Genomic DNA, 18,989 nt, shown 5'->3' on the forward strand with positions numbered 1-18,989 from the left:
CGACGGCAGACCAGAGGGGCTCGCGCAGCCCGCTATATTCCTGATTGCCACGATTGACAGTCGTAACGACTTGTAGGAATTTAGCCGCCCGCAGGTAAGGAATATCTGCTGACGACCAAAAATGGCCGTTATTCACCACACAGGGATTGTCTATGCAGGGTTCAAACACCGGTGCTCAACAGGTGTGCGGTCAGCAGGTGCATGAGCATCGGCACATCGCGCACATGAACATTGCCCAGCAAATTCTCGAATGCCTGTTTCGACGTCGTAGCCTTGCCCCGGGGCAGGATCACGAGCTTTCGTTGCAGGTGCTGGAACCCCATCTGGCGAAGGTCATGCAAGCGGTTGAAAGCGGTCGCCAGATCGAAATGGTCTTGCCAGCCTTTCCCGGCAAATCGCCCAGCCGCAAGAAAACCCTCAGCCATCTGCCTGACCTTGCCGAACATCACGCCATCGACGAGTTGCATCGCCTGTGCAATGAGATCCAGCAGATCTACGCACCGGGGGCACTGATTCATATCTGCTCCGATGGCTATGTGTTCTCTGATCTGGTGCATGTTCCCGATGCAGATGTCAAAGCCTACACCGACGCTATCCAGGACTACGCCGAACAGCACTATCCCGGCACGTTCGCTCATTTCGATCTGCGGGATGCCTATCCTCCGCTTGATTGTCTGGACGCCATGCGCGAAGAGATGATGATCGAGCACGGCCAGTCACTGGTCTTGTTGCAGCAACGTTTCAAGGATGATCCGCACATGATGTTGATGTACTGCGGTATCCATCGCTTCCTGTCCGAGGATTACTCGGGGCTCAAGGTGTTCGCCGGCATGAGCCTTAATGCGGTGAAGAAAATTGCCAAACCGGCCTCGCAGCGGGTGATCCAGCGCAGTGAAGCCTGGAGTGCGCTGTTGCAGGCGCGCTACCCGCATTGCCTGCGCCTGTCGATTCACCCGCAGCTGGCGGTGTCGACGAAAATCGGTATCCGGTTGGTGCCAACCAGTGACCTGTGGCGCACGCCCTGGCATTCGGTGGCTATCAAGCGACGGGGTGTGGTCACCCTCGAAAAACGCAGCAATGTCGATGAACGCTACCATCGCTTGGTGTTCCGCAAGGGGCGTCCTTGTCACTACGCCAGTGCTCAATGATGGCGTCTCGGTTGCCGGTCGAAGCCGTACTCTTCGATTTGGACGGGACCCTGGTCGACACCTTGCCTGACATCACCTGGTGCCTGAACCAGGTGTTGCTCGAACACGGTTGTCCGGCGCAGACCGCGCAAACAGTGCAGGGTTATATCGGTGGCGGAGTCACCGCGATGATCGAGCAGGTCGCCACGGGGTTTGGCATTGCCGACGCGGCCGCGATGCACCAGCGTTATGTAGCGCTGTATCAAAACAACCTGATTCAATTTTCCCGGCCCTTCAGCGGTGTGCTTGCCTTGCTCGAAGGTTGTCGCCAGTTGCAAGTGCCGCTGGCTATCGTCACCAACAAGGCTGATGAAATGGCCCTGCAAGTAGCCGATGCGCTGCTTCCACGGAATACCTTCGGGGCGATTCTGGGGCACCGCGCGGGCAGGGCGCTCAAACCTCAACCGGAGGTGGCATGGGAAGCTGCCCGGCGATTATCGGTTGATCCGCAACGCTGTTTGTTCGTCGGTGACACCGAGATCGATTTGAAGACCGCCCGTGCTGCCGGCATGTACTCGGCGGCGGTCACCTGGGGCTATGGCCTGACACCTGACTTGCAGGCCCTGGCCCCGAACTTCTGCTGCGAACAGCCGGCCGGATTGCTGCGCATTCTGCAGCAAGTGCGCGCTACAGCGCATGCGTTCACCGAGCATGGCGACACCGTTCAAACGTATTGATAAACACACTCTCAAGGAAATTGTTCTATGGAACATAGAGACGCCTGGATCGCTGCCGTCAGCGATTTGCTCGCGGGTTATCTGCTCAAAGGCACGGATGATTGTTTCGACACACAAGGCAGAGCGCATCTTGCGCAACGCTTGGGGCATTGCTTCGATAAGGCCCTGCCGGTGCGTCTGGTACTGCCAGGTTTTCCCTGCAAGTCGCCAAACGCCACTGACCAGACTTTCGGCGTGCTGCCAGACTACGGCGAGGTCATCGCCATCGAACGCCTCGACCAACTCGGCCAGGCCATCGCCGCGCTGCACGCCCCGGGTTGTGTGGTGTCGATCCTCAGTGACGGAACGACCTTCAACGACATCGTCGGCGTGGCCGATGACGTTCGCCAGACCTACAACCGGGCGTTGCGTGACCTGTGCACCACCCACACGATTCAGTGGGTCAGCATGGAAGACCTGTTCCCTCAGGCCCAAAGTGCCGAGTCGGTTCGCGCCAGCCTGATCAAACAGGCCCGTCTGCCCTGGAAAAACCTTGGGGATCTGATCGAGCAGAGCCGGCACGATGAATCCCTCAGCCAGGCCCATGACCACCTCTGCAGTCACCTCTACAACGACCTGCGTCTGTGCCGTGAAGACGGGCAGAGCGAGGATGAGTACCTGCAGCAAATCAACTTCAAAGCCTACCAAATGATGTTTCGCGGGCAGGCATTGAATGCGGCAGTGGATCGTTTCTTCGGCGATGACATTCGCTTGTCGGTCCATCAATACAGCAATGCCGGGCCCAAATTCACCTTCGGTCTGGCCGAAGGGCTGACCCGTGTCGACAGCCCCTGGCATGCCGTGCCGGTGCGCAACCTCGATGGCAGCCAAACCCTTCGCGCCCGCGCCCAGGTCGACCTCGACCATCATGTGCTGGTCACCTTTGAGGGGCGGCCATGGCTCTACCACCAAACAGAAAACCCGCAGGCCCAAGGCTTCGAATACCAACTGCAAAAACTGCCGCTGTTTGGCCTGGTGGTGCGAGACCCGTTGGGGCTGGGGTTCGAACGACTGTCCACGGGCCTGCTGGAAGCACTGGTGGAAACCTTCGGTTTCGTCTGCCTCAAGGGCTGCCGCTTCGATGATCAGGACAGTTTTGCGCGCAGCTGCGAACGCTTCGGCACGCTGTACGAATGGGCCTTCGGCGCCGTGCACGTGGTCAAACCTGCGGACAAACCCCAAGGCGTGGTGCACTCGCTGGAGAAAACGCCGTTGCACTGGGACCTGAACATGCTGCCCGACAGCGACGCACAGGTGCAGCGCAACCCGAAATTCTGCGCCAGCAAATTCATGCTGTATTGCAAGACCGCGCCGCAGCCGGGAGAGGGCCAGACCACCATCGTCGACAGCCGAAACGTGCTGCGCAAAGTCGGCCAGCGAGTCGCCCGACAATGGCAGGGCGTGAACATCACCTACTACACCAAAATGACCTACTTCGGTGGCTCCCCGCGCATGTACAGCCTGGTGGATCATCACCCCCGCAGCGGCGAACTCATCCTGCGTTACCAAGAGGGCACCGACTCGACACTGCAGACCCTGAGCCAGAGAGTCGAGGATCATGATGAGTTGAGTCAGCAGGCACTTCTTGAACAGGTCAACGCGCTGGTTTATGACCCGGAGTGTCTGATTGCTCATCAATGGAGTGAGGGGGATCTGGTGTTGATCGACAACTATCGGACGCTGCATGGGCGGTTTCCGATGTCTGCGGCATCGTCTTCGCGGGAGTTGTGGCGGGTGCAGGTTTACTGATCATTGTTGTCTGGGAGGCCCTGGAGACAGGGCCTTGCTAGACATCCCCATCACTGCGCGATGAAGTCGCGAATCGCTCGAATAGTCTGCGTTGGTGCTTCTTCCATCAGCCAATGTCCCGCCCCCGGAATCACCACTTCCGTGACCTTGTCCGCCGCATTGCGCATCACGATCGCTTCATTGCTGCCAAAGGATTTCTCACCGCCGATGGCCAGCACTGGCATCGTCAACCGCGTCGCCATCGAAGCCTTTTTGCCCACTCCTGACGAATGCTGCGCTGTTGGTAACCTTGCGGTTGCGTTTGGCGATGATCAATCCAATGCAAATCCCTATGGCGTCGGACACAACCTGAGGCCACTGAATCCAACCGCGTCGGCCGCTATCGTAGACTGCGACAAACGGCTGTAGGAACAGCTCCCAATATCCTGAAAACATCAGGCATGAAGCTGCGGCACACAGCAGAGGCCAGCGCCGTGCAACTCCGTGGAGCAAATTCCCGAAAAAAAATCGACGCCCCCAGGGAGATCACCAACACCACCGACAGTAACCTGGCGATATCGGCAGGGATTTTTCCGCAGAAGTTGCCAAGCCAAATTGCAGCGAACGTCGCAACTGAGGCCGCAATTAGTTGAGTCCAACGGCGATGCGCTTGAACGGTTACAGCCGCCTGGATGAAGCAAATCATTCCAATCACTAATCCTGCATAACCTACAAGATGACCGGCTTCGTGTGGCCCAAACCCATACAGTGGATCAAACGCCAGCTCCGATAGCAGGATTGCTATGGCGCACAACAAAGCAGCGCTAAAAAATTCTGCCCATAAAACTCGCCGTGAAAATTTTGCTTCTTTACTCATTTGCCAGGCTCTCATCCGCAGAAAGGAGGCGTATCACGGCTGGAGCCGCCTCGAAAGGCTCTGTTCCTGAAAGGAAATGGACGGACTTATGTAACTGAAAGATGGCCCCATAACCGTTACACCGAAACGTTCCAAGTAGGTTTGGGCGAAACGGCGACGGTCCGTGATGAGATATCGACGACGACATAATAAATGTCATCCTTACCGCGCCCGATGTAACCCTTCCGTGTCGCCTCGGCATTGAACAGGATGACTCGATAAGTTGCCTCGGTCGCTTTGGCGCGCAACTTTTTCAACGCCGTACTCTTTTTGCCTTGGAAGAAGGACGGTGCAACGTTGAAAGCTTCTCCCGCCAAGCTCGCGCCCGCTGAACTCGCATAAATGTCAAAGTCGTTGTGGTTTTCGTTTCCAAACTCGACGGTGTACTCGTCAAAGGGAAAATGCTTGTCCTTTAGCAGGGCTGCAACACCGTGAAGAATCACAAGATCGGACATGATCCGGTTGGCGGCCTCGAATAACGATACGCCGGGGTAAGGCCCATGACCCAGGCGATCGCGTTTCATCGAAAGCATTAAGGGCAAGCCGGTTTTTCCTCTAATCGATTGTCCGATAACTGCCAATTCACGATGAAAGTCCATCGTTATGGCATCGATATTCGCTAGAGTTAATTTTCGAATGGGTTGTTGCATGTCCGTCTCTGCGGGTATTCGGATCAGCCAAGCTAAGGATTTGTCGGCATGAAGTCCAGAAACGATGCCCCCGTCACTGCGCGATGAAGTTCCGAATCGCTCGAATGGTCTCCGTTGGCGCTTCTTCCATCAGCCAATGTCCTGTCCCCGGAATCACCACATCCGTGACCTTATCCGCCGCATTGCGCATCACGATCGCTTCATTGCTGCCAAAGGATTTCTCACCGCCGATGGCCAGCACTGGCATCGTCAGCCGCGTCGCCATCGAAGCTTTGTTGTCCACCTCATCCTGACGAATGCTGCGGAACTGAGCGAAGGCTGCGCGCATGGCGCCTGGGCGGGCATAGAGCGAGGCGTAATGCTGACGGGTTTCTTCATCCACCTTACTGGGATCGCCCGCGAACTCGTTCCAGAACCGGTCCAGGTAGATGCGCTCACGACCGGCGACCAGGCGCTCAGCATCCGGCCCGCCAAAGTCGAAGTGCCAAAGCATCGGTGAGCGGACAATCTCGTTCCAGGGCGGAATGCCCGGTACGGGCGCATCCATCACCACCAGGCGATCGGTCTGCTGCGGATAACGCGCGGCGTAGGCGTAGGCGACCATGGTGCCGATGTCATGGCCGATGACTACCGAGTGTTCGATACCTAGCGCGGCCAACACTGCACGGATGTCGGCGGCTTGGGTCTTCTTGTCGTAGCCGCCGTCCGGGATCGACGACAAGCCCATACCGCGAAGATCCGGCACCACGACTGTGTGATCGCGGGCCAGATCGGCGGCGAGTGGCGCCCACATATCGCCGGTGTCGCCGAAGCCATGTAGAAGGACCACGGCTGGGCCTTTGCCGCCGATGCGGACATGGAGGGTGACGTCTTCTAGCGGGATGTTTTGAGTGCGGAAGGAGGTGGGGAATGGAGGCATCTGAGCGTGGGCCGGGATGCTTAGGGCAAGCAATGTGAGAGCGGTCAGCAGGATGCGGATCATTACGGTGGCTCCAGGCGTAGGCGTGGAAGGTACCCCCGAGCAAATAAGGGGGCTTGGTGGCGAGAGTAAGTTTCGATCGGATGAGCTTAGACCGTTTGGTTGTGACTGACTGGAAGGAGGCATTTGAGACGAAATTGTAAGCAGCTACTCTCGACGCATATCCAAAAATAAATCTGTCCCCCTTTGTTCTTTGTTGCTAGGGATTTAGAGTGGGCGGATTCATCTAAGAAGAGAAATAAATCCGCTCATTCTTTGGCTATACTTTGGAAAAACGATAGGTCCCCTTAATATGGGCAGCAAGAAAGCCGCCTACAGAGTCTGCATTAATTAGCTCTTCGTAAAGCCTCAGACCAACATCGAAATATTGGTATGTAGCGCCATTGTTGAATTCGACTTCGAGGGTCATGCTTTCGGAGTCGTATCCTATAGAGGCGATGTTGCTCGATGATACAGATATTCTTTCCATGATAGCCCTTAGGTTTTTAATCTTTCGATTTTTGGGTTTTGCGAGCGCCAAGTTTCACTTATCTCTTGGTAGTTTGGGCTTGCTTCCATTGGAATACCCCAGCCGCCTGGGTTCTGAGAATCTTCTGATGATACTTCATCATAAACTACCGGATCTTGACTGTCTGGTCTTGCGTTTCTAGGTGGCGCAGATATAACTGTTCTCATAGGAAGTTTGACAGCCTCTCCTAAAATTATAGCTTCTCCGGTTTTCAGTATTGGTAGCATGTTTGTCAAGCCGTCAAGGTTGTCTGACAGCGCAGAAGATATATGGCTTCTATCGGATGAATTTGAAAGTCGTAGCGCAAAAAAAGTACCGCATTGAGATAAAATAGTTGCATTTATTTCCGACGGTCGTTGACTAACAATCATTGCGCCTATGCCGTACTTTCTTCCCTCTTTAACAATACGCTGAACTACTTTTGATGCCATACCTTTAAAATCGTCATTAAGGTAGATGTGAGCTTCTTCCATTACTATGAGTAGCGGTCGATATCTTCCTCCCTGTGACAGGTTTCGGGCCCAGAATAATGCCTCATACAATATTCTTAAGACTGCCCCTATGGTCGTTTGAAGAATGTCGCCCGGAACCCCGGAAAGGTCTAATATAGTGACCGGCTTGTCGCTTCCAATCCAGTCTTTTAGTAGTTCATCTAGGTCGCGACCTACCTCTCCATCTTTTTGAGAACTCCACTCTGCTGGTTTAAAAATAAAATCATACCTGGGTATTCTTAATTTAGTGCCAAGAAGTTGTAGCTGTTTTCCTAGGTTAAGTTGCGTTGGGAGATAGTTTATTTTTTCAGGATCTCCTGCGTCATTTTTAACATTTTTGAATATTGGTGCAATTCCGTTTTTAGGATCTCCCTTCAGTTCTACGCCGTCTGAGTTGGTTTCATAAGCAATACAATCTAAAGGTTTGCCTGCGCCTTTGTAGTAGGTGCCGAATGTTTCTGTATAAAGTTCATACCATAAGTCATGAAGACTAAAAGGTATCGGTGAGTCAACGCTTAATGCGTCAGCGTTGGCACCTTTTTTTGGGTGTTTCTTAAGAGATTCGATCTTGTATTTCTGAACTCGCTCAAGAACAATATTTCTATCCTTTTCATTGTCGAATTTGCCAAAGCTTATTTCGCAAAGCTCATCGAAATTTAACGCCCAAAATGGAATGTATAAGCCTTTCTCCTTTAGTTTGGATGAGGTGTCTGGATTTATCTTGTAAATATTCGCTCTGCTTTTTAACGCTGAACCATATTCGCCATGTAAATCTAACATGATGATGCGTGATGACGGATATTTATCTTTATCTGATAGTGCGTTGATTAAGCTCGCTACTGTAGTGGATTTTCCAGATCCGGTTGTCCCAACAACTGCGGAATGTCTGGTGATTAGCTTGTTGACGTCAATTAGTGCAGGTATTGAATCAGCGTTTGAAATGTGGCCTATTTTTACGAAATATGGGCGATCAGGTTGGCCGTAAATGTTTTTTAGTTCTTTCTCAGATACAAGGTGTACCTGATCTCCAATAGTCGGATACTGCGACAGTCCTCTTTCAAAGACGCCATCTCGCTGCCCTTCGCCTATTAGTTGGATTTTCATCCAGCGATCGCCAGTTATTGTTAAGTCTGTAATATTGCTGGGGATCGCACTTGCACCAACTTGACTGACGATTCCGAAAAGTGAGGTAAAACCAATTGGGATTCGTACAAAACTGCCTATTTGTCCTACGCGATAGCCTTGGCCATCAATATATACGAAACCCGTCATTGATTTTTTTGATAGAGTAAGGCTTACGCTTGTTCCATCAACATCCTGAACATCACCGAGATAGGTTTCTTTACTAGACATGTCGAGCAGCCTTAGCTGTACCTATGATTTTTTGAAGGAAATAGGTGAATATTGAGAAATCTCCAAGCTTTATTAAATCTCGATCTGGTAAATCTTTCCGAACATCTTTATAGACGAACTCTATGAGATCTGCGTCGGGGGTTTCCTTAAGCCAGTCATATTTCCAATCGCCTAAGCTCGTACCGATAATTGCTTTGTCATATGTCCAGATATTTAAGTTGTGTTGGTTTTTTGCCATTAAGTATGCTTCGGGGTACCGATCGACAGGCTCATTTGAAGAGTCTAAAATCTTGTAGTTTTCATATATTAATCCTAGAACCATTGCTGTAGGATTTGCTTTAAGTGCGTTAAGAATTGTATCGTTTATATGTCCGTCATTGAACGAGTAACCGCAAAGTATGAGTAGAGAAGATTTTTTTCTTATAAATCTACTAAGCTGGTCGATCAACGCTAAATATGGCATTTTCCGACTTTCTTCATATTTAAGGTGGGACGGGTATATTAAGTGCGAAACGCGGTCTTTCGTTTCAGAAGATCGATGAACTCTTTTTTTTGAACCTTCGTCTTCGAAATACCAGTTTATTGATCCATGAATCTTCCATAACCTTGTCCAATGGTTAGGGATTAAATTTTCTTCAACTGCTCGCAAGTCAAAAAAAGATTTTCTAGAACCCACAAAGCCGTCAAAGTATGGCATCTGGGTACTTTCCAGTGCCTGCTCTAAGAGAAGGTCATAGTTTGTTGTAAATATTTCTACTGCCGATTTCCTATCAATTGAGTTTATCCAGTTGCAAAGTCGATGGTAGGGAGTGTCGAGAGGTGGTAATTCTACGTCGATTTTTTTTGCAATTTCTTCGCAGATAGTCTTTTCTAATTGAGAAAGTTGTTGCTCATTTAAACCTCTGACGTCCCCTCCTTCCGAAACTAAATATAAGCTTCGGACGAAGCTTAGTATGTGTTCTATGTTTTTGTGCTGAATTCTTGTTGCTTTAGCTAGCTCGGAAAGTAGAGTGTTGTATTCTGGGGTATCTTTGAGGCGTTCGTTTATACACTTTGTTAACCCCATAACGTCTGGTATTAATGGCCAGTCTGATTCAGGAAGTGAAATAGAAAGCGGGCAGCCAGCAGCTACGAAGAAACCTATAGCTTCATTGTCCTGCGATAGGGAGTGTCTCAAATATTTCAGATGTCGTATTGGATCGTGACTGGTGCCCATGTATTTTCAAACTCCTTAAGTCATCTTTCAGGCCCATTCTGATGGGCTCTTTAAGGCGCCGTACCAGTTGCGTGCCCAAAGACCATAGCCTACAGCCACTACCGCGTCCAAATTCAATTGGTATTTGTTTGAGTTATTTGAGAGCTGTCTCTAGAGGTTTTTTAATGAAAGCAAAAACCCACAGTGGAGTGGGTTTTTTATAACTGAAAAATCAGTTACTCCCTTTCATTATCAAACCCACGCTGCTCAATCACCCGAAACACATCACTCACATCCTGAACCATGATCCGGGCGATGTTGGTAACGGTGTTGATATCGTGCTCGGCGTAGTCCGGCAGGCTGGTGCAGGCCATGAGGTTGAGGTATTTGAGGACGGCGTTGAGACGTTCGCTGAGGCAGTTGTGGAGTTCGCGCAGTGGGGCGTCGGCGTCGATGAGGAGGACGGGGTGGTCGGTGGCGAAGTGGGACATGGGGGTGTAGTGGCGGAGCGGGTTGTTCGTACTCATAAGTAAATCTTCCTCGTATCTGTTAGAAGAGCTACTGCCGTTCGCTGCGAATCGAAAGGGTGGTAGCTATGTGCGGGTTCGCAGACCGAGGATACGAGGAACCCGGCAGACCAGAAGGTCTCCCACACACAGCCACCATAAAACGGAGTACGGGCGCGTTTGTGCGGCCGTTGCTGGTTATGGGGTGCAAGGTTACTACACGTATCGTCAGGGCTGCGAAACCCTATCGCTGAATTCGCTCAGCGACAGACCCACTCTAGGCAGCGATTTCGGTAGCCGCAACCGGGCTGTAGGACCACACGCGCTCACTGTGGCGAGGGGGCTTGCCCCCGTTCGGTGGCGCAGCCGCCGCAAAACCGGGCGTTGCGGTGTGTCTGAGGAAATGGGCTAGCAGGGTTTGGGGCTGCTTCGCAGCCCAGCGGGAGCAAGCTCCCTCGCCACAATCGGTTATTTCCTACGAGATTTTCGGACTTCAAAATCCTCGCTGTGCCTTCATCGAACGTTCAGGCGCGGGATTTTCGGCGGTGAGTGACGCTTGCTTCCGTCCAGCACCGCCACCGTCGTAGACTGAACGCCAGCGGGAATTCAAGGATGGAACGCACCCATGATCGAAATTGGCAGCCGCAACAACGCCCCCACGCCACAGCACAAAACCCAGGATATTTACCTCTTTCACCTCGACCTTTCCCGACCGGATACGCCTTTTTGTTTCGAACAGTCCATCGGTGGCGGTCATTGCGAGCAGGGCGGGGCGGTGTGGTTGGCGGTGTCGGCGCTTGAGGCCTGGCCGGGTGAGTGGCGTCAGCACTTGCAGAAGTCCGGTTGTGGCTGGGTCGCTGAACTGGTGAACGGTCATCCGGGCGTCGATCAGACGACGCTGGTGTCGATGATTCTCGGACGCCACGCTGAGAACGCCAAGTCTATGGGGCGGTGACAAGCGATTGCAGGCTGGTTCAGGCGCAACATTCATTTCAGCAGCCGTTACGGCGTTTAACCCGAGGAGAATCCCATGACCCAATCACTGGAACGCGCCATTGCCATCGCCGCGGCGGCACATGAGGGGCAGGTGGACAAGGGCGGCGCGCCTTACATCCTGCATCCGCTGAAGGTCATGCTGCGGGTGAATACGCTAGAAGAGCGCATCGTCGCGGTGCTGCATGACGTGGTCGAGGACTGCGGCATCAGCTTCGACGATCTGCGTAACGAAGGTTTCAGCGAAACGGTGCTGATGGCGATTGCCTCGGTGACCAAGGTGCCGGATGAGTCGTACGAAGAGTTTATCGAGCGCGTGGCGCAGAACCCGATCGGGCGGGTGGTGAAATTGGCGGATCTGGAAGAGAACAGTGACTTGTCGAGGATTGCCCAGCCGTCCTGGGAGGATCTGGAGCGCGTTGAGAAATATCGGCGGGCGATTGGGGTGTTGCGGTCGTAGGGAGTTATTGTCTCATCTGCGGGTGAGTGCGGATTGCTGCAACGGTGCTTTGATCCGATCAAGCAATTTATTAGATTAGCGGTGGTTTTGGGAGCTTTAAGATCAAAAGATCGCAGCCTTCGGCAGCTCCTACAGGAGATTCCGTCCATTAGTATTTTTCAATCCTCTCACCGTTTTCTTGAAAGAGAATCGGTCTAAAAAGCCCGACCCAGGCTTCGAGTGATTTGCTATTCTGAAGTTGTAGGTGAAGACGCAGACTGATGCGCAAAGGGATAGCGAGGAAGCGTGGGGCGCGCTCCCAAGGGTACACGGTTAGAAAGATCTCCGCGCTGAGATCCAGCCCTTATGCCGTGTGAGGCAGAACAGCCTAAGGTTAAAAATCCTGTTCTGTGAGAGGCCCGATAAACCTCGTAAGCCAGAGACCAGCACTGGCCACCTACATCGATTTCCAAAGCCCGCCTTGTGCGGGCTTTTTCGTGTTTGCGAATCGGTAAACCCTTGCGCCATGACGCATTCCTTGTAGCAGCTGCCTCGCGAGCTCGGTAGCTGCTACAGATCACATGACGTGCGCCGCAAACCCAGTCTGATCCGACGCAATCTGCGCACGCAATGTCAGCTGCGGGATGTCATACGCCCCGGCATTCTGCGGTCGGAAAGGAATCGGTGCGGTTTTCCATAGGTCATCCAGTCGTTGGCCGAGCGCATCACAGGTCGTCGAAAATTTCGCGTCATCCATTCGGCTGGTGCGATAGATCACGAACGGTGGCAGCACGTCGAAACCGGGGTAAAACAGCACGCCATGCTGAATCGGGAATAACACATCATCGATGGGCCCATTGATGCCCCGAGGGCTGTAATGAGACTCCCATCCACCCGCAGTGACGATCAGCATCGCCCGTTTGCCCGCCAGCGTGCCTTCTCCATAGCGGTTACCCCAGCGCGCATCGGAATGTTCCCCCACGCCATAGGCAAAACCATAGGCATAGACGCGTTCCACCCAGCCTTTGAGGATCGCCGGCATCGAAAACCACCACAGTGGAAACTGCAGAATGACGGTATCGGCCCAGAGCAGTTTTTCCTGTTCGCGGACGATGTCCTGGCGTTGCCGACCTTCTTCGAAGGCAAGTTTGGAATCCAGCGAAGGATTGAACCGCGATTCGGCTGGCCGGCCGGGACTGTCATCGGCATCCAGCGTGGCTTTCCAGTCCATCGCGTATAGATCGGAGACCTGCACCTGGTGGTCGGCAGCCTCCAGGTGTTTGACGGCAAAATCCTTGAGCGAACCGTTCAACGATTTGGGTTCGGGATGGGCATAAACGAGTAAAACTTTCATGGCTGAGTCTCCAGTGTCAGGAGACTGCAGAGTCAGGCTTTGCCCGGTATATTGGAAATGAATAACCCATATGCCAGGTATTACCATGAATAATCTGCGACGCCTGGACATCAATCTGCTGCTGACCCTTGATGTCTTGCTCTCGGAACACAACGTGACCCGTGCGGCGCAACGCCTGAATTTGTCTCAACCGTCGGTGAGTGTGCATCTTGCCAAATTGAGGGACATTTTCGGTGATCCGCTGTTGCTGCCAGGACCACGGGGCATGCGACCCACGGCCAGGGCCGATGAGTTGCGCGAGCCCTTGCGTCAGGCACTGGAAGCCCTGGAGCGCGCCGTATCGCCCGCCAGCCCTTTCAACCCGGTTGAGGCACGGCAGACGTGGAACGTCATGGCGTCGGACTACGGTGAGTCGACCATCGTGTTGCCCGCATTGGCTGGGCTGCGTTCGGCAGCACCGCGCACGCGTTTGGCGGTGTTTGATTTGGTTCCGTCACAGATCGCCAGGCAAGCGGAGCAGGGGGCAATCGATCTGGCTTTCCACACCAGCGAGGACGCTCCCCCCGGCTTGCGACGTCGCGCGTTGTTTACCGAACGATATGTTTTGGTAGGGCGTGCCGGCCATCCGCAGTTGAAAACACGGCCAACACTGGCGCAATTCTGTGAACTCGACCACGTGATCGTGTCACGGGATGGTGGGGCGTTTCAGGGTGTCACCGACCAGGCGCTTTCGGCGGTGGGCATGACGCGCCGGGTGGTGCTTTCAGTCCCGCATTTCCTGTTTGTGCGGTCGGTGGTGGAGAGTACCGACATGGTGGCGATGCTGCCGTCGCGGCTGGTTCGCGATGCGGGGGCGTTGGAAGTGGTCGAACCACCGCTTGATGTCCCGGGTTACGAGATGTCGATGCTCTGGCCCGAGCGTGTTCATCGTGATCCTGCGCATCAATGGTTGCGCGAGTTCATTTGTGAAAGCGTTGTGATTAACGTCCGTTAAACGCAACCCATGTGGGAGCGGGCTTGCTCGCGAAAGCGGTGTGTCAGGCGACATCAATCCTGGATGTACCGCCGCCTTCGCGAGCAAGCCCGCTCCCACAGGTTCTGCGCTTGGCATGAGTTTTTCTGCTGTTGGTTGTGTTCACTCCAGTGTTTGGCTAATCTCGCACAAACACGCAAAAACAGGCATAACCATGCAAGACGAGCATTCCATCGCCGAACTCCCACAGTTACGTCGTCAGAAAATCCTTTTGATCCTGGAACGCGACGGCAAGGTCATGGCCTCCGAGCTGAGCCAGTATTTCGCTGTGTCCGAAGACACCATCCGCCGGGACCTGTCGGAGCTGGCCAGCGCCGGGCTGGTGCAGCGGGTGCATGGCGGAGCGTTGCCGCGGCCCAAGGACACGGGCAAGGATTACTTCACCCGGGTTGGCGAAACCGATGAAGTGAAAACCCGACTGGCCCAAGTCGCCGCACGCCGAGTGAAAAACGGTCAGATCGTGATTTTCGATTCCGGCAGCACCACGCTGCAGATCGCGCGCTCGCTGCCCGCTGATATCTCCATCACGGCCATTACCGCGTCGCCGATGATCGCGATCACCCTGGCCGAATACAAAGGCATCACGGTGATTGTTGCCGGTGGTCAGCTCAATCCCGCGACGATGTCTTCCGGCGGCCATGAAACCCTGCGGTTGATCGAAGGCATCAAGGCCGATCTGTTGTTCACCGGGGTCTGCGCCATTCATCCGGAAGTCGGCATCAGTTCACTGCATTTCGATGAGGTGCCGGTGAAGCAGGCGATGCTCGCCAGCGCTTCCCATGTGATTGCCGTCACCACCGCGGACAAACTGGGGGCGGTGGAGCCCTTCGTGGTTGCGCCTTGCAACCGCATGCATACCCTGATTACCGAGTGTCACGTGGCCTCGGGCAATGTCGGGGATTATCAAACGCTGGGGATCGAGGTGGTGCAAGTGGATGCTTGAGTTCATCGCGGTCAGCGGTGTATGGGTTACGCTGATAGCAACGACGGGAGGAATGCAGCCATGACTGAGCGCCATATGATCCACTCGGAAACGCTATCGAACGGATGCAGCATCGAGGTCAAAGCCGAAATATTGCGAGACGGCTCGCTGAAGATGTTCATGGGCGTCTATTGGCCGGACGGTTCGGCCATCGTTGAGGACAACCACCCGTCGCCGCATCTGCTGGACATGGAAGCGGCGATGGACTGGGCTATCGAAAAAGCCAAAACCATCGGCAATAGCCAAAGAACGCTGTAAGGCCTGGCCTTCAGAGCGGCCACCACCGCTCTGACCTGCCGTCAGTCATGCGAGGTGTCATCATGGGAATTGTGCCTGGACGTTTCACTCGGTATGTCAGCCATTGGTTGATCGCGGCGGGTATCGGCCTGACCGCAGTGGTGCTCGTTGCACAGGCGCAAACCCCACCTCAAGCTACTCAGGAAATAAACAGCTTGCTGGACTTTGTCGAGCACAGTGAATGCCGGTTTGTACGCAACGGGAGCGAATACCCGGGCGCCCAGGCCCGGGCGCATCTGGAAAAGAAGCTTGAATACCTGGAAGAGAAGGACAAGATCACCAGTGCAGAAGACTTCATCAGCCTGGCGGCCACCCAAAGCAGTGTCAGTAGTCGCGCCTACGAAGTGCGCTGTCCTGCGGGCATTCAACCGGCAGATACCTGGCTGAAGACCGAACTGCAGAGGCAACGACAACTTCATTGATCCGTTTGCTGCGCTAGCGCAGCAAATGCACCACCAACCCGATCAGTCCGCACCCTATCAGTACTTCGATCACGCCCCGCTTGAAGCGAAACAAGGCGATGGCCGCCGCAATGGCGATCAGCGCCGAAGGCCAGTCGAGTTGGCCGCTGAAGCCGTTGGGCCAGAGCACGTGGTAGCCGAAAAAACACGCCAGATTAAGGATCACGCCGACCACCGCCGCAGTAATCGCGGTCAGCGGCGCGGTGAGCCTGAGTTCGTTGTGCGTCGACTCCACCAGCGGACCGCCGGCGAGGATGAACAGGAACGAGGGCAGAAAGGTGAACCAGGTCACCAGCGTGGCGGCGAGGGCGCCGGCCAGGAACACATGATCAGGGCCGAACACCTGCTGAACATAGGCGCCGATGAAACCGACGAAGGCCACCACCATGATCAGCGGCCCGGGGGTGGTTTCGCCGAGTGCCAGGCCGTCGATCATCTGCGTGGGTGTCAGCCAGCCATAATGGCCGACTGCGCCCTGATACACATAGGGCAACACGGCGTACGCGCCGCCGAATGTCAGCAATGCCGCTTTGGTAAAGAACCAGGCCATTTGGGTCAGGGTGCCTTCCCAGCCGAACAGCGTGATGAGAATGCCCATCGGCAATACCCACAACGCCGCACCCACCAGCAACAGGCGCAGCAATTTTAAACGGTTAAAACGGGCATGTTCGGGAGGCGGGGTATCGTCATCGATCAAGGCTGGGCCGAAGGATTTTTTCGCAGCACCGTGGCCCCCGGTCTGGAACCTTTCAGGTGCCAGACGTCCGCCGACATAACCGATGATGGCGGCGCCCAGCACAATCAACGGGAAGGGCACATTGAACACAAAGATGGCCGTGAATGAAGCCGCGGCGATGCCCCACAGCCAATTGTTCTTCAATGCCCGCGAGCCGATCCGGTGGGCCGCCTGCACCACGATGGCGGTCACGGCAGGCTTGATCCCATAGAAAAGCCCGGCCACCACCGGCACTTCGCCAAAGGCGATGTACACCCAGGACAACGCGATCAGGATGAACAGCGAAGGCAGCACAAACAGCGCGCCAGCAATCAGGCCGCCCCACGTGCGGTGCATCAGCCAGCCGATGTAGGTCGCCAGTTGCTGAGCCTCAGGCCCGGGCAACAACATGCAGTAGTTGAGGGCATGCAGAAAGCGCCGTTCCGAGATCCAGCGTCGGCGCTCCACCAACTCCTGGTGCATGATCGAGATCTGTCCGGCCGGCCCGCCGAAACTGATGAAGCCGAGTTTCAGCCAGAACAGGAACGCTTCCCGCAAGCTGATGGCGTCAGGCTTCGACAGGTCCTGTTCGACGGCCGAAGAGGGGGCTTTATTCAAATGATGATTCCTTTTTCAACGGTCGATTCAAGCCTTCACGGCGTCCCGAACATCGCCGTCCAGTAAATGCCGGCGTCACTCTTCGGGTCCACCGCATAGGCCGCACCCAGCTCACGGAACTGCGGGTTCATCAGGTTGGCGCAATGGCCCGGGCTGGCGAGCCAGCCATCGACCACTTTGCGCACGGTGTCTTGCCCGGCGGCGATATTCTCGCCGACCTGTTGGCCCGCATAACCCGCCAATTCAGCCCGATCTCCCGGCGTGCGACCGTCGCGGTCCTTGTGATCGAAATAGTTATTGTTGGCCATGGCCCGGCTGTGAGTTTCGGCCGCGGAGCCCAGTGTGGCGTTCCAGGCCAGCGGCGTCGTGGCGGCAAAGGCTTGGGTGCCGCACTGGCGCGTCTGAGCGCGGGCGCTGTTCATCGCTTCAAGCAGTTTTTGTCCTTCCGCCTGCCAGTCACCCAGACGCCCGGTCAACAGCGGACGCGCCAGCACAATGCGCCATTCACGGCCATCGCGACTGATGCCGATGTCGACGAATTGCGGGTCCAGCACCACTTGGCAGAAGCTCTCCTGAATCGCCTTCATGGCCGACGGCGCATCGCGGGGGCCGGACAGGCTGATCGCCTGCACATTGACCATCGGATACGCCGCGCGGGCCAGTGCCTGTTGCAAGTCGCCGATGCTGTTGGCGGACAGGACCAGACGCGGGTCGCTCGCCAGTGGTGGCAACTCCGAAGACGCCTGGCCGCCGCAGCGCTGCGCCTGGCTGCGGTAAATGTTGATCGACTCGATCAGCTGCCTTTCATCGGCCGCCGACGCGGCGACGCTGAACATCAGCCCGAATGACAACACGGCAAGATGCAAAATGGATGACAGGCTGCGCATGAAAATCTCCCTTGAACGGACTGCGTCCATGATGCGCGATTTCCCCCCTGCGCACGCAATGCCTTTTTGCGCCGACATGCATTTATTGTCAGACGGCTGGAATGGCTTGCGACGACTACAATCACAGCAGGTCAGCGCTACCACATCGCCGTTTTCATTGCCCAAGCCAGTGTCATCGGAAGGATCGATCATGCGATTAAAATGGGTACTCACCTGCTTCGCAATCATCCTTCAGTGCGGCCAGGTTTTGGCGACTGAGCAAGAGCAAAAACAGGAAGTGGCCGAAGACAAGGCGCAGGTCCTGGAGCAGAAAGCCGCCGAGAAGGACAGCGAACTCCCGGTGCCCAAGTCCGAAGCCATCACCACCTCCGAAGCGCAGGCGGTCGATCCGGCAGGCGCAGCCCCTCTGGACGATGCAATCACCTGCTTTGCACGCAGCATCTATTGGGAAGCCAAAGGTGTTGCACCTGCCAACATGGAAGCCGTCGCCAGCGTGGTCATGAACCGGCTCGGCCATGGTGGATTTCCCGATACGGTGTGCGCCGTGGTCAAGCAAGGCTCTGAAACGGGGTCCTGCCAGTTTTCGTGGTGGTGCGACGGACGTGCGGATCAGGTAAAGGAAGACGACGAATATGCCCTCGCCAAGGAAATCGCGCGCAAGGCGCTCAACAAGCAACTCACGGACCGCACCCATGGTGCCTTGTATTTCCACGACAGAACGGTGAAACCCGCCTGGGCGAAGAAATACACCAGGACGGCCGAGACCGGGAAATTCCTGTTTTATAAACCTCGTGGCGGGACGGCGCAGTAAGCGCTTGATGATCATTGAGGGAGAGTGCTGCCGGTAAGAATTTACGGTTTTTTTACGGTGGATACTTTTCCCCGAAATGATACTGATCGCGTTTTTTTATCATTGATATGCCTGCAATTCTTCATTGCACTCCTTCCTCCTTATCGAGAAGCCATCCCGTGAGCGAAACA

The 18,989-nt window shown here is 54.9% G+C and carries 20 protein-coding genes and 1 pseudogene; 10 read left to right on the forward strand and 11 right to left on the reverse strand.

The genetic code is table 11. The features are described 5' to 3' along the window. Positions 1–152 precede the first annotated feature (152 nt). From ABH909_RS15300 to ABH909_RS15310, 3 genes are read left to right on the forward strand one after another with little or no spacing between them, the layout of a single operon-like run. A complete protein-coding gene (locus ABH909_RS15300; RefSeq protein WP_429434521.1) occupies positions 153–1,148 on the forward strand; it encodes an L-tyrosine/L-tryptophan isonitrile synthase family protein in 996 nt (331 codons plus the stop codon). Beyond that, on the forward strand, positions 1,148–1,864 hold the full coding sequence (locus ABH909_RS15305; RefSeq protein ID WP_429439923.1) for an HAD family hydrolase: 717 nt from the start codon (positions 1,148–1,150) through the stop codon (positions 1,862–1,864). Before ABH909_RS15300 ends, ABH909_RS15305 begins: the two co-directional genes overlap by 1 nt. Before the next feature lie 27 nt (positions 1,865–1,891). Continuing rightward, the gene (locus tag ABH909_RS15310) at positions 1,892–3,652 is read left to right on the forward strand and encodes an isocyanide synthase family protein (RefSeq protein WP_429434524.1); all 1,761 of its coding nucleotides are present in this window, start codon (positions 1,892–1,894) and stop codon (positions 3,650–3,652) included. A 50-nt stretch (positions 3,653–3,702) separates the two neighbouring features. Here the strand turns inward: ABH909_RS15310 and ABH909_RS15315 are convergent. The 8 genes and pseudogenes from ABH909_RS15315 to ABH909_RS15350 all read right to left on the reverse strand — a co-directional run. Beyond that, positions 3,703–3,906: pseudogene (locus ABH909_RS15315) on the reverse strand (alpha/beta fold hydrolase); the annotation flags it as partial. A gap of 125 nt (positions 3,907–4,031) precedes the next feature. Continuing rightward, positions 4,032–4,508 (reverse strand): hypothetical protein, encoded by a 477-nt coding sequence (locus ABH909_RS15320; RefSeq protein WP_429434527.1) that lies wholly within the window; start codon positions 4,506–4,508, stop codon positions 4,032–4,034. A 116-nt stretch (positions 4,509–4,624) separates the two neighbouring features. After that, a complete protein-coding gene (locus tag ABH909_RS15325; protein ID WP_429434530.1) occupies positions 4,625–5,197 on the reverse strand; it encodes a hypothetical protein in 573 nt (190 codons plus the stop codon). A gap of 73 nt (positions 5,198–5,270) precedes the next feature. After that, positions 5,271–6,179, reverse strand: a complete 909-nt coding sequence (locus ABH909_RS15330) for an alpha/beta fold hydrolase (protein WP_429434533.1) — start codon at positions 6,177–6,179, stop codon at positions 5,271–5,273. Positions 6,180–6,435: 256 nt separating this feature from the next. Continuing rightward, entirely contained in the window at positions 6,436–6,645 is a 210-nt protein-coding gene (locus tag ABH909_RS15335; RefSeq protein ID WP_095635132.1) for a KTSC domain-containing protein, read from the reverse strand. 8 nt (positions 6,646–6,653) lie between these two features. Further along, a complete protein-coding gene (locus tag ABH909_RS15340; protein ID WP_429434535.1) occupies positions 6,654–8,528 on the reverse strand; it encodes an ATP-binding protein in 1,875 nt (624 codons plus the stop codon). Further along, positions 8,521–9,744, reverse strand: coding sequence for an SIR2 family protein (locus tag ABH909_RS15345; RefSeq protein WP_429434538.1), 1,224 nt, complete (start codon positions 9,742–9,744; stop codon positions 8,521–8,523). Before ABH909_RS15345 ends, ABH909_RS15340 begins: the two co-directional genes overlap by 8 nt. Positions 9,745–9,959: 215 nt before the next feature. Next, positions 9,960–10,250, reverse strand: a complete 291-nt coding sequence (locus ABH909_RS15350; protein ID WP_095635130.1) for a fructose-bisphosphate aldolase — start codon at positions 10,248–10,250, stop codon at positions 9,960–9,962. Between the two features lie 604 nt (positions 10,251–10,854). On the opposite strand from ABH909_RS15350, the gene ABH909_RS15355 reads away from it, so the two are divergent. Then, positions 10,855–11,184: a hypothetical protein gene (locus tag ABH909_RS15355; RefSeq protein WP_429434541.1), complete on the forward strand. Its 330-nt coding sequence runs from the start codon at positions 10,855–10,857 to the stop codon at positions 11,182–11,184. Positions 11,185–11,259: 75 nt separating this feature from the next. Then, positions 11,260–11,682 (forward strand): HD domain-containing protein, encoded by a 423-nt coding sequence (locus ABH909_RS15360; RefSeq protein WP_429434544.1) that lies wholly within the window; start codon positions 11,260–11,262, stop codon positions 11,680–11,682. A 556-nt stretch (positions 11,683–12,238) separates the two neighbouring features. On the opposite strand, the gene ABH909_RS15365 is transcribed toward ABH909_RS15360, so the two are convergent. Beyond that, complete coding sequence (locus tag ABH909_RS15365) at positions 12,239–13,015, reverse strand: NAD(P)H-dependent oxidoreductase (protein WP_429434547.1); 777 nt, start codon at positions 13,013–13,015, stop codon at positions 12,239–12,241. An 85-nt stretch (positions 13,016–13,100) separates the two neighbouring features. On the opposite strand from ABH909_RS15365, the gene ABH909_RS15370 reads away from it, so the two are divergent. The 4 genes from ABH909_RS15370 to ABH909_RS15385 all read left to right on the forward strand — a co-directional run bounded on the left by ABH909_RS15370 (position 13,101) and on the right by ABH909_RS15385 (position 15,749). Then, positions 13,101–14,009 (forward strand): LysR family transcriptional regulator, encoded by a 909-nt coding sequence (locus ABH909_RS15370; RefSeq protein WP_429434550.1) that lies wholly within the window; start codon positions 13,101–13,103, stop codon positions 14,007–14,009. Positions 14,010–14,202: 193 nt separating this feature from the next. After that, the gene (locus ABH909_RS15375; protein WP_429434553.1) at positions 14,203–14,991 is read left to right on the forward strand and encodes a DeoR/GlpR family DNA-binding transcription regulator; all 789 of its coding nucleotides are present in this window, start codon (positions 14,203–14,205) and stop codon (positions 14,989–14,991) included. Between the two features lie 60 nt (positions 14,992–15,051). Beyond that, positions 15,052–15,288 carry a hypothetical protein gene (locus ABH909_RS15380; protein WP_063343332.1) on the forward strand — a complete coding sequence of 79 codons (237 nt, stop codon included), beginning with the start codon at positions 15,052–15,054 and terminating at the stop codon, positions 15,286–15,288. Positions 15,289–15,350: 62 nt separating this feature from the next. Then, entirely contained in the window at positions 15,351–15,749 is a 399-nt protein-coding gene (locus ABH909_RS15385) for a DUF5329 domain-containing protein (protein ID WP_429434556.1), read from the forward strand. Positions 15,750–15,762: 13 nt separating this feature from the next. Here ABH909_RS15385 and chrA read toward each other — a convergent pair whose 3' ends face one another. Beyond that, on the reverse strand, positions 15,763–17,121 hold the full coding sequence (chrA, locus tag ABH909_RS15390; protein ID WP_429434559.1) for a chromate efflux transporter: 1,359 nt from the start codon (positions 17,119–17,121) through the stop codon (positions 15,763–15,765). Positions 17,122–17,156: 35 nt separating this feature from the next. Next, the gene (locus tag ABH909_RS15395; RefSeq protein ID WP_429434562.1) at positions 17,157–18,008 is read right to left on the reverse strand and encodes a CAP domain-containing protein; all 852 of its coding nucleotides are present in this window, start codon (positions 18,006–18,008) and stop codon (positions 17,157–17,159) included. 190 nt (positions 18,009–18,198) lie between these two features. On the opposite strand from ABH909_RS15395, the gene ABH909_RS15400 reads away from it, so the two are divergent. Then, a complete protein-coding gene (locus ABH909_RS15400) occupies positions 18,199–18,819 on the forward strand; it encodes a cell wall hydrolase (RefSeq protein WP_429439926.1) in 621 nt (206 codons plus the stop codon). The last annotated feature ends 170 nt before the right edge of the window (positions 18,820–18,989 follow it).

The sequence above is a fragment of the Pseudomonas sp. BS3782 TE3695 genome (assembly GCF_050435305.1).
Lineage (GTDB): Bacteria > Pseudomonadota > Gammaproteobacteria > Pseudomonadales > Pseudomonadaceae > Aquipseudomonas.